This is a genomic window from Aeromonas sp. D3 (assembly GCF_027705025.1).
Classification (GTDB): Bacteria; Pseudomonadota; Gammaproteobacteria; order Enterobacterales; family Aeromonadaceae; genus Aeromonas; species Aeromonas salmonicida.
In genome coordinates, this window is record NZ_JAPDBE010000017.1 from 39,395 (window position 1) to 52,398 (window position 13,004).

At 61.5% G+C, this 13,004-nt stretch carries 15 protein-coding genes; all 15 read left to right on the forward strand.

Annotation, left to right across the window (positions count from 1 at the left end; translation table 11 throughout):
• The first annotated feature begins 40 nt into the window (after window positions 1-40).
• On the forward strand, window positions 41-1,243 hold the full coding sequence (locus tag OKC28_RS11785; RefSeq protein WP_270689313.1) for a phage major capsid protein: 1,203 nt from the start codon (window positions 41-43) through the stop codon (window positions 1,241-1,243).
• A gap of 53 nt (window positions 1,244-1,296) precedes the next feature.
• The gene (locus tag OKC28_RS11790) at window positions 1,297-1,491 is read left to right on the forward strand and encodes a hypothetical protein (protein ID WP_270689315.1); all 195 of its coding nucleotides are present in this window, start codon (window positions 1,297-1,299) and stop codon (window positions 1,489-1,491) included.
• Window positions 1,478-1,816 carry a head-tail connector protein gene (locus tag OKC28_RS11795; RefSeq protein WP_270689317.1) on the forward strand — a complete coding sequence of 113 codons (339 nt, stop codon included), beginning with the start codon at window positions 1,478-1,480 and terminating at the stop codon, window positions 1,814-1,816. The genes OKC28_RS11790 and OKC28_RS11795 overlap by 14 nt, the downstream gene beginning before the upstream one ends.
• Before the next feature lie 90 nt (window positions 1,817-1,906).
• Window positions 1,907-2,419 carry a DUF4468 domain-containing protein gene (locus OKC28_RS11800; protein WP_164884650.1) on the forward strand — a complete coding sequence of 171 codons (513 nt, stop codon included), beginning with the start codon at window positions 1,907-1,909 and terminating at the stop codon, window positions 2,417-2,419.
• 56 nt (window positions 2,420-2,475) lie between these two features.
• On the forward strand, window positions 2,476-2,799 hold the full coding sequence (locus OKC28_RS11805; RefSeq protein ID WP_128341905.1) for a phage head closure protein: 324 nt from the start codon (window positions 2,476-2,478) through the stop codon (window positions 2,797-2,799).
• Window positions 2,796-3,356 (forward strand): HK97-gp10 family putative phage morphogenesis protein, encoded by a 561-nt coding sequence (locus OKC28_RS11810; RefSeq protein WP_128341903.1) that lies wholly within the window; start codon window positions 2,796-2,798, stop codon window positions 3,354-3,356. Before OKC28_RS11805 ends, OKC28_RS11810 begins: the two co-directional genes overlap by 4 nt.
• Window positions 3,353-3,721: a tail completion protein gp17 gene (gp17, locus tag OKC28_RS11815; protein WP_270689320.1), complete on the forward strand. Its 369-nt coding sequence runs from the start codon at window positions 3,353-3,355 to the stop codon at window positions 3,719-3,721. Before OKC28_RS11810 ends, gp17 begins: the two co-directional genes overlap by 4 nt.
• Window positions 3,718-4,164 (forward strand): hypothetical protein, encoded by a 447-nt coding sequence (locus OKC28_RS11820; RefSeq protein WP_270689322.1) that lies wholly within the window; start codon window positions 3,718-3,720, stop codon window positions 4,162-4,164. Before gp17 ends, OKC28_RS11820 begins: the two co-directional genes overlap by 4 nt.
• Window positions 4,165-4,170: 6 nt before the next feature.
• Window positions 4,171-4,563 carry a hypothetical protein gene (locus OKC28_RS11825; protein ID WP_064336368.1) on the forward strand — a complete coding sequence of 131 codons (393 nt, stop codon included), beginning with the start codon at window positions 4,171-4,173 and terminating at the stop codon, window positions 4,561-4,563.
• Window positions 4,564-4,577: 14 nt separating this feature from the next.
• A complete protein-coding gene (locus tag OKC28_RS11830; RefSeq protein WP_270689325.1) occupies window positions 4,578-4,772 on the forward strand; it encodes a hypothetical protein in 195 nt (64 codons plus the stop codon).
• A 9-nt stretch (window positions 4,773-4,781) separates the two neighbouring features.
• On the forward strand, window positions 4,782-7,088 hold the full coding sequence (locus OKC28_RS11835) for a hypothetical protein (protein WP_270689327.1): 2,307 nt from the start codon (window positions 4,782-4,784) through the stop codon (window positions 7,086-7,088).
• Between the two features lie 6 nt (window positions 7,089-7,094).
• Window positions 7,095-7,709, forward strand: coding sequence for a hypothetical protein (locus tag OKC28_RS11840; protein ID WP_270689329.1), 615 nt, complete (start codon window positions 7,095-7,097; stop codon window positions 7,707-7,709).
• A complete protein-coding gene (locus OKC28_RS11845; RefSeq protein ID WP_270689331.1) occupies window positions 7,706-8,290 on the forward strand; it encodes a hypothetical protein in 585 nt (194 codons plus the stop codon). The genes OKC28_RS11840 and OKC28_RS11845 overlap by 4 nt, the downstream gene beginning before the upstream one ends.
• 2 nt (window positions 8,291-8,292) lie before the next feature.
• On the forward strand, window positions 8,293-8,694 hold the full coding sequence (locus OKC28_RS11850) for a DUF6950 family protein (protein ID WP_180911654.1): 402 nt from the start codon (window positions 8,293-8,295) through the stop codon (window positions 8,692-8,694).
• Entirely contained in the window at window positions 8,694-12,968 is a 4,275-nt protein-coding gene (locus tag OKC28_RS11855) for a phage tail tip protein J-related protein (protein ID WP_270689333.1), read from the forward strand. Before OKC28_RS11850 ends, OKC28_RS11855 begins: the two co-directional genes overlap by 1 nt.
• Window positions 12,969-13,004 lie beyond the last annotated feature (36 nt).

The following is a 13,004-nucleotide window of genomic DNA, read 5'->3' on the forward strand; positions in this document are numbered from 1 at the left end:
TTCGGCGGGTTTTTTGTTGTCCTAACGGAGCAGATGCCCCATGAAATTGAATGAAATGAAGCAGAAGCGCGCCACCATCGCCGGTCAGATGCGCAAACTCAACGACGAGAACAGCGAGAAGCGCTGGGATGACTCCCTGACCAAGCAGTGGGGGGATATGAGTAAGGAGCTGGACGATCTGGATGCGTCCATCGCCAGAGAGGAGCGCCTGCTCAAGCTGGATTCTGACGACCTCAACGACAACCCAGAGCGCCGCTCTCTGATCGACACCAACACCAGTGTTGCCGAGGCTCGCCAGCTGAAGGTACTCGATACTGTGCTGCGTGGCGGGTTTGATGCGCTCGACGGCGAGCAGCGTCAGCTGTTCAAAGAGATGCGCGCCCAGGTGACCAATGATGATGCCAAGGGTGGCTTCACCGTGCCGACCGAGTTCCGCAACCGGGTGGTCGAAACCATGAAGGCGTTCGGCGGCCTCGCCAATATCGCCACTGTGTTCGAAACCGACAGCGGCAACCCCATCACCTGGGTTACCACCGACGGCACCCTCGAAGAGGGGGTGATGGTCGGTGAGAATCAGGAGTCTACCGAAGATGACGCGGAGTTCGGCCAGGTAAGCATCGGGGCCAAGAAGATGACCTCCAACATCGTCAAGATCTCCGACGAGCTGCTGCAGGACAGCGGTGTCGATATCACCGGGTTGGTTGCCCGCCGCCTCGGTTCCCGCCTGGGGCGTGGCGAGGCCAAGCAGCTGATCAGTGGCAGTGGTGCTGGCAACAACATCAAGGGTCTGCTCAATCAGGTCACTGGCGGTGTGACTTCGGCGGCATCCGGTTCACTCTCCCATGCCGATTTGCTCGATCTCAAGCACGCGGTGGATCCGGCTTATCGTCTCGCCACCGCTCGCTGGCTGTTCAACGATAACACCCTGCTCGGTCTCAAAAAGATGAAGGATGGCGATGGCCGCCCGCTCTGGCTGCCGGACGTGGCCGGTGTAGCCCCTGCTACCATCGACGGCGACCAGTACCAGATCGACCAGGGGATGCCTAGCGTGGCAGCAGGGGCCAAGGCCGTGGCTTACGGCGATTTCAGCTACTTCCAGATCCGCCGCGTCAAGGGCATGGCTCTGCGCCGCCTGGCCGAGAAGTATGCCGAATTCGGTCTGGTCGGTTTCCTGATGTTCCATCGCTTCGACGCCCTGCTCGAAGATACCGCCGCCGTCAAGGCGCTGGCCATCAAGGCATAACCAATGCCGGGGCATGGCCCCGGCTTGTTTGAGTCGATGTATAGGAGTGCGTTATGCACGTGATTCTTACGACCTCGCTGTTTGGCGAACGGAGCGGCAACGCCGGGGATCCCCTGACCGTTGCCAACCAGGCGGAGGCGGACGAGCTGGTACAAGCCGGGATCGCCAGATACGCCACCGATGGCGATGCCGAGCCCAGCAAGAAACCGACAAGCAAGGGTAAGGGAGGCAGCCGTGCCGCTGCTTGATGTGGTGCTGCTGAAAAAGCAGCTTCGCCTGGACGCCGACGACAGCGCCGAAGATGTGCTGTTGGGGGTGTACCTGGGGGCGGCAGAACAAGCCGCCGCCAACTACATGGGCCGCCAGCTCTATGCCTCCGGTGATACGGTGCCCGACACCGACAGCTACGGCCTGACCCTAGATAACCAAGCGGTTGTCGCGGCCATCCTGATGCACGCTGGCCAGCTGTATGAGAACCGGGAAACCATCATCACCGGCACCATCGTCAGCGAGGTTCCGCTGGCCTATGCCCATTTGCTGGGCCCGTACCGAATTCTGTATCCTGAGTTGTGAGGGATTGATCACTGTTCCATGGTGCATTTACATTGAATGCGATTGGTTTCAAACGATATCCTACTTACCTTTGTTCTAGAGGAGGATAGGATGAAAAAGTGTCTTTCGGTGGCAGTGGCTGTTGGCTTAAGTGGATGTGTTACCTCCCCTGCGGATATGCCTATTAACCCATCAGATAGAGAGTTCTCTCAAATCTATGATGTTCCTAACATGTCAAAGGGACAGATTTATGAGGGCTCTCTGAAGTGGATCGCTGAAAACTTTAAATCAGCCAAGTCGGTCATCGAGTATCAAAATGCTGCTGATGGAGTCTTGATTGGCAATGGCATGATCAATTATCCATGTGCCGGCTTCGAATGTATTGGTAAGGCATCCTGGAGAGTTAAGTTCACGATGAAGGTTGAGACTAAAGACGGCAAGTTTAAAACAGACTTTAAAAACCTTCTTCTCGACATGCCTGCAACTGTCAGTGAATTTGGGTCGTATCCCGCCATGGAACTACCGATTCAAACTCGAGGGGATCTGGATGCTGTGAAACCTAAGCTTCTTGAGTTTGGTGATGAAATGAAGAGTAGCTTCACCGCCAGTCGTTCAGACTGGTAACTTAATCAGCAACATAAACCCGCCATCATGGCGGGTTTTTTATTGCCGGAGGAAACATGCCTGCAGGCCGCTTGCGAGACCGTATCACCCTGCTTACTCGCCAGTCTGGTCGTGATGCCGTTGGCCAGCCTCTCAATGGCTGGGATGAATCCAGCCCCATCTGGGCGGATGTGCAGATGATTGGCGGGCGCGAGCAGCTCCGTGCCGGTCGAGAGGTGAGTGAGGGGCAGTACAGCATCCGCATTCGCCACCGTCCCGGCGTGACCACCACGCAGCGCATCCGGCTGGCGGTATCGGGTGAAGTTCTGGACATCAAGCTGGCTCAGCCAGACCAGCGCCGCGCCTGGCTGACCATCACCGCCGAGAGGGTCGACCCATGACCACTTCGTTCGATGTGTCCGGCTTCGATGAGCTGGAAAGCCAACTCGCCAACCTGGATTTGGCCGTGCAGAAGAAGGTGCTGCGGGAAGTGGCCCGCACCTCGGCGCAACCGGTGCTGGCCGATACCCGGTCGCTGTACGAACAGAACTGGGACCACGACACCGGCCAGCTTGGCGAGAGCATCAAACTGCGGGTCAGCATTCCGCGCAATCCCACCTGGGCCGATGTGGTGGCCTCGGTCGGGGTGTTCAAGAACTACAAGGTGCAGGTGGCGGCAGGCAAAGCCATTGACGCCCCGGTGTATGCCTATTGGCTGGAACACGGTACTCGCGAGCACAGCCTCGCCTCGGGGGCCAGCCTCAAGAAGCACAGCGATTCGGCCAAGGCGCAGAAGCGCGCTCACCTGCGCCGCGACCGCCCAGGGCAAGAGATGCTTATTCACCCCGGCATCGAAGCGCGCCCCTTTATCCGTCCGGCATTTGACCGCCATATCGAGGATGCGCTCGAGATCCAGCGCACCACGCTGTCAGCGGCCATCGACAAGGCATTGCGATGATTTTCAGAGAAGCGTTTCACCAGCTCATCAGCGGCGCTCTGGGCATTGAGCCATACCCCGACACCGTGCCTCAAGAGGCCGCGCTGCCGGCGGCGGGCTACTTCCTCACCTCACCGGTGCAAGCTGCCCGCACCCTGGAGGGTGGGATCACCCTGCAGAGTCACAACTGGCAGATCGACCTGTATTCCACCCGCCGCACCCAGCTGGATGAGCTGGCCAACCGGCTTGCCGCCCTGGACGGCACCACCACCGATCAGTTTCAACGGGTGACCGTGCTCGATGCGCGGGACGCTAAGAGCGAGGGCGGCAGCGAGCTGCACGCCATCGTTGAGATCCAAACCACCAACAGGAGAAACAGAGCATGACCCCTCCAGCATCCCCGCAAGACGCCGTTCTAGGCGCCGGCACCCTGACCTACTTCAAGGAGAAGGGCGCCGCCACGGAATTCCAGCAGGTGCCTGGCACTATCTCCATCGGTCAGGTCGGCGAGAAGACCCCGACTCTGGAGCAAACCACCCTGGAGGACACTTCCAAACGCTATATCGCCGGCCTGTTCGATGGCCCGGACAAGGAGTTCAAGGGTAAAGCCTATGACGCCGACGTAGGTCAGCAAGCGTTCTTTGCTGCCGCACGGGCGCGAAAGATCGTCATCATCCAGCACGAGTGGCCTGACAAGGTGACCGCCGAGTATGAGGTGGTGCTGCTGGGTTATATGCGCGATGAGACTGGGGGTGACAAGACTATCGATTGGGTGGTGCCGTGCAAGCAAAACGGCCAAGTGACCTGGGGCAAGAAGGTGGGGGCGTAATCGAACATGACAGCGAAGAAACCCAAGGGTACCACCGTCACGGCGCTGGCCCTGCTCAACAAGTTGGCCTATCGCCATGAGCGCGTCCCGGCTCCCGAGTTTGGGGATGGCATGGAGATCATCGTGCGTGAGATGTCCGTCGCCGGCCTGCAGGATTACCAGCAGCGCAACTTTGACCCACTCAGCGGCCACCCCCTGATCGACAACCCGTTCCAGTGGATGGTCTCCCTGCTCGTGGCCTGTATGGTCAACGAGGACGGAGATCCGTTGGCGACCCAAGACGATGTGCCGCAGCTGATGGACGCCATGCCCATATCCCTGGTTGACCGGCTGCTGCCGGTGGCCAAGCGCCTCAACCACATGGGCGAGAAGGCACTGGAGCAGGAAAAAAACGAATAAGCGCCAGCGACACCATGAAGCTGGTGATCCGCCTGGCGCTGGATCTACACAAGAGCATCACGGAGATCATGGCCTTGCCGGTCTCCGAATTGAATACCTGGCTGGCGTGGTATTGGCTTGAGCACGAACGTCTGCACCCCACCCCGAAAGACCCCGACACCATCACACCAGAAGAGTCCCGGCTTGCCGTCAAGGCGCTGCTTGGGTAAGGAGCCCCCATGGCCGTACTTCGTTCCCTGGTCACCACCCTGGGGCTCAATGCTGCACAGTTTCGCAGCGAGCTGAAACGTTCCCGAGACGACTTCACCAGCTTTGGCGGCAGCATCGTCACCGGTGCCAAGGCGGTGGCCGGTGGCGTTCAGGCCACGATCGCGCAGATATTCAGCCTGCGCAGTGCGCTGATTGCCCTCGGCTCGGGGGCTGCCCTCGCGGGCATCAAGGCCGCGTACAGTTCGCTGGACCAGACTGCCCAGCTCGGCCGCAACGTGGGCATTGCCGCGCAGCAGTGGCATGCCTACGCCCAAGCCGCAGAGTGGGCGGGCTCCAGTAGTGAGCGGCTGGCGGATGTGATCAAAGATCTTAACGTCAAGATCGCCGACGCCGCAAAGACCGGTGGCGGCCCCATGGCGGACTTCTTCAAGCAGATCGGCCAGTCGGCGCAGTCTTGGGCGGCCCTCTCGCCGGACGAGCAACTGCGCCGCTTCACCGCCGAGCTGCAGAAGATGAGCGCCAGCGATGCGCGATTCTGGCTCGATGAGCTGAACGATGCCGCCGCCGAGCTGTTCGATACCCTCTACACCCGCAACGGGGAGCTGCTGACTTTTGCTGACAGCATCGAGGCGATGGGGATGGCGCTGACTGGTGGCCAGTTCGCCGCCGTGCGCGATGCCCGTCTCGAACTGGATCGACTGGTGTCGGTAATGGGGGCGCTCTGGCAGCAGGTCAAGGCCAGTATGGCTCCGGCCGTGGCCGAGGGTTCCCGTCTGATCAGGACGTGGATCACCGACAGTGCCGAGGCCAAGGGTGGGTTTGCCGAGCTTGGCAAAAGTATTGCGCTCTATGTGATAGATGGAGTGAAAAGCGCGACTATTGCTCTTGAGCAACTGATGCATACGACTGAGCTGATGTTATCCAAGGCGTCAATGCTGACAGGGATTGGGGTAGATGATGCAACCCGAAACCAGTACATGAAGGCAGCGATAGCTTACAGTAACGCAAAAATGGAGTACGACGCTTCTGTGCGTGAGTATGAGACTATGGGGAGTCCAGATTCTATGCTGCCAACGCTGGACAAACTGGGCACGTCGATGCAGTTAGCTAAGTCTGACATGGAAGCATTTCTCAATGCTGGGTCATTAGCGAACTTCAATCCCATCTATGAAAATCTTGACTTACTGACCCAAAAAATATTGCACTCGGTGACGACTGCCGGTGATGGCGAGGCGCCTTTGCCTGCGCCTGGCGCTGGCCGCCCGGTCGGGGTGGTGGCGATCCCGGATGCCCCCAAGGCACCGAAGAAAGCCAAGGCTCCCAACTATGCCGCGGTCGATTCTTTCCGGGAGGAAACCGCCCAGATCTCCCGCGAGCTGGCCAAGCGCCAGGCGCTGCTGGAAAACAGCAATGCCGCCCTGGCGGGAGTTGATCAGCAGTGGTATGACGCCCGCGCGGCGCAGGCCCAGGAGGCCTATGGCGCCTCGATTATCGAAGAGTCAAGCCGTTGGCAGGATGCCCAGGCCCGCCTGCAGCAGCAGTATGCCAGCGCCTATGATGCGGCTGCCGGCAATCACGAACTGCAGATGCAGCTGCAAATGGAGCAATACGGTGCCCGTGAGCAGCTGGAGCAGGATCACCAGGCCCGCCTGTTGCAGATCGAGAACGACCGGGTCAACAAGCAGCGCGAGTACCAGGCCACGGTTGCGGCCGAACTGCTGAGTTTCACCCAGCAGCAGATGAGCATCACCACCTCGGCGATGCAGCAGGCAGGCATGGAGCACACTGGCGTCTACAAGGCGCTGTTTGCCATGCAGAAGGCCGCCGCCATTCCGTCGATCATCGTGTCGACCGAAGAGGCCTCGGCCAAGGCACTGGCGGCATTCCCCCCGCCGTACAGCCTCGGCCTCGCCGCCAGCGTCAAGGCGATGGGATATGCCTCGGCGGGGATGGTGGCGGGGCAGGCCATCGCCGGCATGTTCGACAAGGGCGGGTACATCCCGGCCAACCAGTTCGGCATCGTGTCTGAGCTCGGCGATGAGTTCGTCAACGGCACCCTGGTGCGCGGCCCGGCCAACGTGACCAGTCGCCGCGACAGCGCCGCCATTCTGGAGCGGGCGGCAGGTCAGGGCGGGGGCGATGGTGGGGTGACGATCATCCAACATCTGGCGGTGTCTGGTGCCGGCGATGCGGCCCTGGCCCTCGCCTGCGAGCAGGCCGCGCGGCAAGGCGCAGAAGCGGGCGCCAGGCAGGGTTATCAGATGGTGGTTGAGGATGTGTCTAGCTACGGCCAGATCCGCAAACTGATAGGGTAAGGACGTATGGCTGAGGTGATTGATTGGCCGGTGGACTTGATCCCCGGTGAGATGAGCTTGGGGCTGGAGAGCATGACCCGATCCTTTGAGTCCCCCTGGACGGGCTCGGTGCAGACGGTCGAAACCCCTGGTTCGAAAGTCGTGATGCAGGTCAGCTTCAAGGGGTTGCCCGTGGACAAGGCCCGGCGGCTGGAGGCGTTGGTCTTCTCCCTGGATGGGCAGGCTGGCAGGGTGCGCCTCTGGGACTTCGGGGCTCGGCTGGTCGGTAGTCCCCAGCCGGTGCGCGGCGTCCCGGTCGTGACGGAAGCGCTGGCGATGCGCAAGATGTTTACCAGTCGCGGCTGGACGCCGGGCACCAAAGTTTTACAGGTCGGCGACTGGATCCAGATCGGTGATGAGCTGAAGCGGGTGCTGGCCGATGTCACCTCCGACCTGACCGGTGGCGCATTGATCCGGGTCGCCCCCATGCTGCGTGGCGACTACCCCTCCGGCACCCCTCTTTTGGTGAGCCGTCCTAGCGGGGTGTTCATGTTGCGGGACGACAAGGCGGTGACCTTTCAGCGTTCCCCCGGTGTGTTTACCGATGTGTCCCTGTCCTTCGTGGAGAGCTTCTACCCATGATCGTTGGCCTTGATCCCGATGTGATCGCCGCGCTGAACCAGCCCCACGTCTCGGCGCTCTATGCGCTCAAGCTGGATCTTGTAAGCGGCGTCAGCCGCGTTCACTCCGGCCTTGGACCATTGGTGATCGGCGGGGAAACCTACTACGGCGTGGGCTCCATGGGGTCGGTCGGCCCCCAGAAAGAGCAGCTTTCCACCTCGCCGACCAAGCTGACGGTGGCCCTGGGCGGCCTGGACGACAGCATGCTGGCCGAGGTGATGCGCGAGCGCATCGTGGATCGAATGGCCTGGCTGTTCCTGGTGGTGATCGGCCCCGATGGGGTGCCACTAAATGCCAGCCTACAGTTCAATGGGCGGATCGCCCAGACCCCCATCAAGGCCGGCAAGACCAACACCATTCAGCTCACCATCTCCAATATCTTCGAGGATTGGCAGAAGGGGCTGAACCTGCGTTGCACCGACGAGAGTCACCGCCGCCTTTACCCCAATGATCGCTTCTTCCGCTACCAGAACGAGATGGCCGACAAGTCTATTTTCTGGGGCTCGAAGAAGGACGCCCCCGGCTTCGTTTATAAGGACTGACCATGCGCCATCCAGACTGGCAACTCCGCATCATCCAGTGCATTCAGGCCGCCTCCGAGCGGCCTTTTTGTTGGGGTGAAAACGACTGCTGTTTGTTCGTGGCGGATGTCTGTCTGGCCGCCTGTGACAAGGACCCCGCCGCCGCCTATCGCGGCCGCTACAGCACGGAGCTAGGCGCCAAGCGGGTGCTGGCCAAGACCCACGGCAGCATCGCCGCCGCCCTCGATGCGCTGTTTGAGCGGGTGCCGGTGACCATGGCTCAGCGTGGCGACGCCCTGGTGTTCGAGGGGCCACAAGGCCAGACCGCTGCCGTGATGTGGGCGGGGCAGGTATGGGCCATGACCGAACAGGGAGCCCGTCCCATCCCCGATGTCGTTCCCCTGTCAGCCTGGAGAGTCGAGTAATGCCCGCTGTTGCCATACCTATCATTGCCGGTGTCGCCGCAGGTGCGGGCTCGGCCCTGGTGGTCACCACCGCGACCGCCATCGCCATCGGTACGGCGGTGGCCAGCGCCACCATGATGATCACCGCCAAGAAGCCGAGCCTGGGGGATTACCGCAGCGCCAGCGAGCGCAGCCAGATCTTGCGGGCCGCCGCCAGCGACAAGAGCTGTATCTATGGCCGGGTGGTTTCCTCCGGCCTGATGAGCTTTGCCGCCGAGCAGAAGGGCGAGCAGGAGGATGGGGAGTGGTTGCACGTCGCCCTGGTGATCTCCGGCCACAAGCTCAGCCGGATCGGGGATATCTGGCTGGGCGATGACCTGGTCGGCACCTTCGGGGATCTGGTCAGTTACGAGCTGCACGTCGATCGGCAGACCTGCGATCCCTTCATGCTGGCGAACTGCGCCGACTGGCAGGAGGACATGATCGGCCAGGGCATCACCTGGTTGCGGATCTCGTTCAAGTTCGACGCCGAGAAGTTCCCGGCTGGCCTGCCCAACATCAAGATCGAGAAGTTCGGCAAAGAGGTGTGGGATCCCCGCGATGGCCAGTGGAAGTACAGCCGCAACGCCGCCCTGGTGATCCTGGATTACTATCGCACCTGGCTCAGCGTGCCGGACGATGAGCTGCGGCTCGATGAGTTTATCCAAGCCGCGAACATCTGTGACGAACTGGTGGCCATCCCCGGCGGCGGCACCGAGCCGCGCTACAGCCTCGATGTCGAGTTCGATCTGGGGGAGGCGCGCGTCAAGGTGCTGGAGGCCATGCACATGGCCTGCGCCGCTCAGCCGACCTATGTGGGCGGCAAGCACGGCATCATCGCCGGGGCTTACTACGGCCCCGCCAGCGACGAGCTGCGAGCTCACCAGCTTGTCGGCGATATGGAGCTGCTGCCGGAACTCCCCAGCAGCGACAAGATCAACCAGGTGGCGGGCACCTTCGTCGATCCGGTCTCCTTCAAGAAGACCGACTTCCCCGCCGTGATCGTGCCGGAGTGGGTCGAAGAGGACGGCGGCCAGCCGCTGGTCGAAGATCTCGATCTGCGCTGTGTCACAAGCGAGCACCAGGCCCAGCGCCTGGCCAATATCATCCTTCGCCAGCGCCGCAATGCTCGCACCGTCACATGCAGCGTCAACCTGTCTGGCTGGCGCTACCGCCCCGGACAGACCATCAAGCTCTATGTCCCGGCACTGGACATCAACGGCGTTGAGTTTCGGGTCACGGACTGGTCTTTCAGCCTCAACGGCGGGGTGGATCTGACCCTGCGGGAGGACTCCCCGCTGTTCTGGGCGGACGCCATTGGCAAGCCCATGCCCCGCCCGGAGATCACTGGCCTGCCCACGGGCGGTGCGGCCATGCCCGATCTGCTGCGCTACGAGCTGGAGCAGATGGGGGAAATCCTGCAGGGGGTACTGTCGTGGCGCAACACCGGCACCGTGGCTTACAACCAGGTGATCGTGCAGCGCCTGGCCCAGGGCGTCGCCCCGGTCACCGTGCAGACCGCTCAGGTGCCTGGCCAGTCTTGCCGTATCAACGGCCTGGCTGCCGGCAACTATGTCGCCCTGGTGCGCGCCGTGGCGCTGACCGGTGCTCATTCGCCGGTGGCCGCTGTCAACTTCACCATCACCGTGCCGGCGACCCCGGTTGGGGTGGAGGTGGAGGCGGGCAACTGGGCGCTGGCCCTGCGCCCCCTGTTCGCCGGCGGCCATGATTTCAGCGTGCTGTGCGAATGGTGGTGGAGCCATATCGATCACCCCCTCGGCGAGGCGATGGAGAAAGCCATCCCTGCGGGGATCGCCAGCTACATGACCCTGCAGGGCCTGCGCCCGGATACCGAGTATTTTGTCTGGCTGCGGGCCGTCAACGCCTACGGCAAGTCGGGCCTGCTCGCCACCCGGGCGCGCACTACCTTTGACCCTGCCTCCATCCTCGATGTGCTGGACGGGGAGATCGGCGCCGAGCACCTGCGCGAGGAGCTGCGCAAGCCGATCGCCGACATTCCGGGGATCAGCGATTCGCTCTCCGAGTTGGGCAGTGCGCTGACCGCGCTGGACCAGCGCGAGCAGGACGTGAAATCCCTGCTTGAAAACGCCCAGAACCAGCTCGGGGAGAACTACGTCAACGTCTCCCTGGTGCAAGAGCAGCTGCGCCAGCGCATCGACCGCTACAACCTGGATTTCAAGGATTTCCGGGATGCGGTGTTCAGCGTGGACCCGACCACCGGTGAAATCACCATGGACGCGGTCAACGCGGTGCGCTCCGAACTGGGGGCCGAGATCACGGCGGTAAGCCAGCACCTCAATGCAGTGGAGGGGATCGTCAATACCTGCGTGACCCGTGCCGAGATCGGCGAAGAGTTCGAGCGGCTGACCCTGGTCGAGCAGCAGATAGACGGTATCAACGGCACCCTGAGCCAGACGGCCACCAAGTCGGAGATGGATGAGCTTGGTAATCGGGTGACGCAAGTCAGCCAGAACCTGGACGCCACCAATGCCACCCTGACCCAGAAAGCCGCCAAGAGTGAGGTGGACGCCCAGGGCCAGCGCCTGGCCGCCGCAGAGCAGCAGATCGGCGCCAACACCTCGGCAACCGAAGCCAATGCTCAGCGCATCGAGCAGGTCAAGGCCGAACTGCAGCAGGCGGACGCGACGATCTCGGCCTCCATCACCGAGCTGTCTCAGGCGGTGGCAACCGAAAGCGGTGCGCAGGCCCAGCGCCTCACCTCCCTGGAGGCACTGACCGCTGGCCATTCGGCCTCCATTACCGAGCTGCAGCAGGTGGTGACCGGCGACGGTTCATCCCTGGCCAGCAAGTTCGAGGGGATCAACGCCACCGTGGATATCGCCGCCGAGGCAGATATCCTTGGGACGTTGGGGGCCGCCGCCGAGGCAACCCGGCAGCGGCAGGCGTCGGGCCAGATCCGCCGGGATCAGAAGGTGCTGGCCGACCAGCAGCAGGCCACGGCCCAGACCGTGGAGCTGATCCAGGTCGAGTACCAGGCGGCGGATGCCAGTCTCTCGGCCCAGATACTGGAGACCAAGACGGCGATGGCGACCGCCGATGAGGCGCTGGCCCAGCAACAGCAGGTGATGCGCGTCGAGTATGCGGCAGGCGACCAGGCTAATAGCGCCGCTATCCAGAGCGAAGCGACCGCCCGGGCCAGTGCTGACGCCGCCCTGAGTCAGCGGGTGGACACGGTGCAGGCCAAGGCGGATGACAACGCTGCGGCTATCCAGAGCGAAGCGACCGCCCGGGCCAGTGCTGACGCCGCCCTGAGTCAGCGGGTGGACACGGTGCAGGCCAAGGCGAATAGCAACACCACCGCCGTGCAAACGGTGGCGGAGGCGCAGGCCACCACGGCTGGCAAGCTAGAGGCAGGCTGGTATACCAAGGCGCAGATCAACGGGGCCGGCGGTGGTTTTGGCCTGGCCGTCACACTGGCAGCCGATGGCTCGACCCTCACCAGTTTCGTGATCGATGCCGATGTGTTCGCCGTGCTCTCTCGGGCTGGCGGCATCACGACGAAGCGAAACCCGTTCATCATCAAAAACGGCACGGTTTATATGAACCACGCCATGATGGACACGGCAGAGATCGGCAACGTGATCGCCAAGTATATCGACGTCCAGCACCTGATCGGCTCGCTGATTGAGGGGGGCTCGTTTCGGGGAGGTGATATCTGGCTGGGTGAAAATGCCAGTGGCGCGTTCAGTGCTTATGGCAAGCGCTGGAATGCCGGCATCGACTCCAACGGCCGCATCTACGGAAGCGATGTTTATTTCACCAATGGCACTTTCCAAGGCAATGTGCTGGCTAACTCCGGCACCATGAATAATGTGACCATCAAAGAAAACTGTCAGATTCTAGGGAAGCTCAATGCAAACCAGATTGAGGGAGATATTGTCCGCGTCTATGCCATGCAGAATGGCCAGCCCATTAACATTTCGGCCTCTGGCCGTTCTCGTCTAGTTGTTTTCGCAATTACGGTGTGTTCAGGAACCTCATGGACTCAGTGCGATATATATGTTGGAAGCAGTATTGTTAAGACCGTAAAGGCGAACGTGGTAGCTACGGCGGGTGGTGCATCTATTTCCACTTATACGGCAATGGAAACGCACTCGGTTAGCGTCCCCGCTGGCGCTACTGTCGCAATTAAATTCGTTAAGTCGGCTGGCAATTCAGAATCATATAACATGCCAGGCGCGGTTGGGGTGTTAATGATAGATGCTCAGTCATGATAGAAATTAAAATAAAGACATCGATTAATGTTATTT

Excerpts from the sequence above, each read along its gene's own strand:
- OKC28_RS11855 (WP_270689333.1), top strand. The coding sequence starts at position 8,694 with ATGCCCGCTGTTGCCATACCTATCATTGCCGGTGTCGCCGCAGGTGCG.
- OKC28_RS11800 (WP_164884650.1), top strand. The coding sequence starts at position 1,907 with ATGAAAAAGTGTCTTTCGGTGGCAGTGGCTGTTGGCTTAAGTGGATGT.
- OKC28_RS11820 (WP_270689322.1), top strand. The coding sequence starts at position 3,718 with ATGACCCCTCCAGCATCCCCGCAAGACGCCGTTCTAGGCGCCGGCACC.
- OKC28_RS11850 (WP_180911654.1), top strand. The coding sequence starts at position 8,293 with ATGCGCCATCCAGACTGGCAACTCCGCATCATCCAGTGCATTCAGGCC.
- OKC28_RS11840 (WP_270689329.1), top strand. The coding sequence starts at position 7,095 with ATGGCTGAGGTGATTGATTGGCCGGTGGACTTGATCCCCGGTGAGATG.
- OKC28_RS11805 (WP_128341905.1), top strand. The coding sequence starts at position 2,476 with ATGCCTGCAGGCCGCTTGCGAGACCGTATCACCCTGCTTACTCGCCAG.
- OKC28_RS11790 (WP_270689315.1), top strand. The coding sequence starts at position 1,297 with ATGCACGTGATTCTTACGACCTCGCTGTTTGGCGAACGGAGCGGCAAC.
- OKC28_RS11835 (WP_270689327.1), top strand. The coding sequence starts at position 4,782 with ATGGCCGTACTTCGTTCCCTGGTCACCACCCTGGGGCTCAATGCTGCA.
- OKC28_RS11785 (WP_270689313.1), top strand. The coding sequence starts at position 41 with ATGAAATTGAATGAAATGAAGCAGAAGCGCGCCACCATCGCCGGTCAG.
- OKC28_RS11825 (WP_064336368.1), top strand. The coding sequence starts at position 4,171 with ATGACAGCGAAGAAACCCAAGGGTACCACCGTCACGGCGCTGGCCCTG.
- OKC28_RS11810 (WP_128341903.1), top strand. The coding sequence starts at position 2,796 with ATGACCACTTCGTTCGATGTGTCCGGCTTCGATGAGCTGGAAAGCCAA.
- OKC28_RS11830 (WP_270689325.1), top strand. The coding sequence starts at position 4,578 with ATGAAGCTGGTGATCCGCCTGGCGCTGGATCTACACAAGAGCATCACG.
- OKC28_RS11845 (WP_270689331.1), top strand. The coding sequence starts at position 7,706 with ATGATCGTTGGCCTTGATCCCGATGTGATCGCCGCGCTGAACCAGCCC.
- gp17 (WP_270689320.1), top strand. The coding sequence starts at position 3,353 with ATGATTTTCAGAGAAGCGTTTCACCAGCTCATCAGCGGCGCTCTGGGC.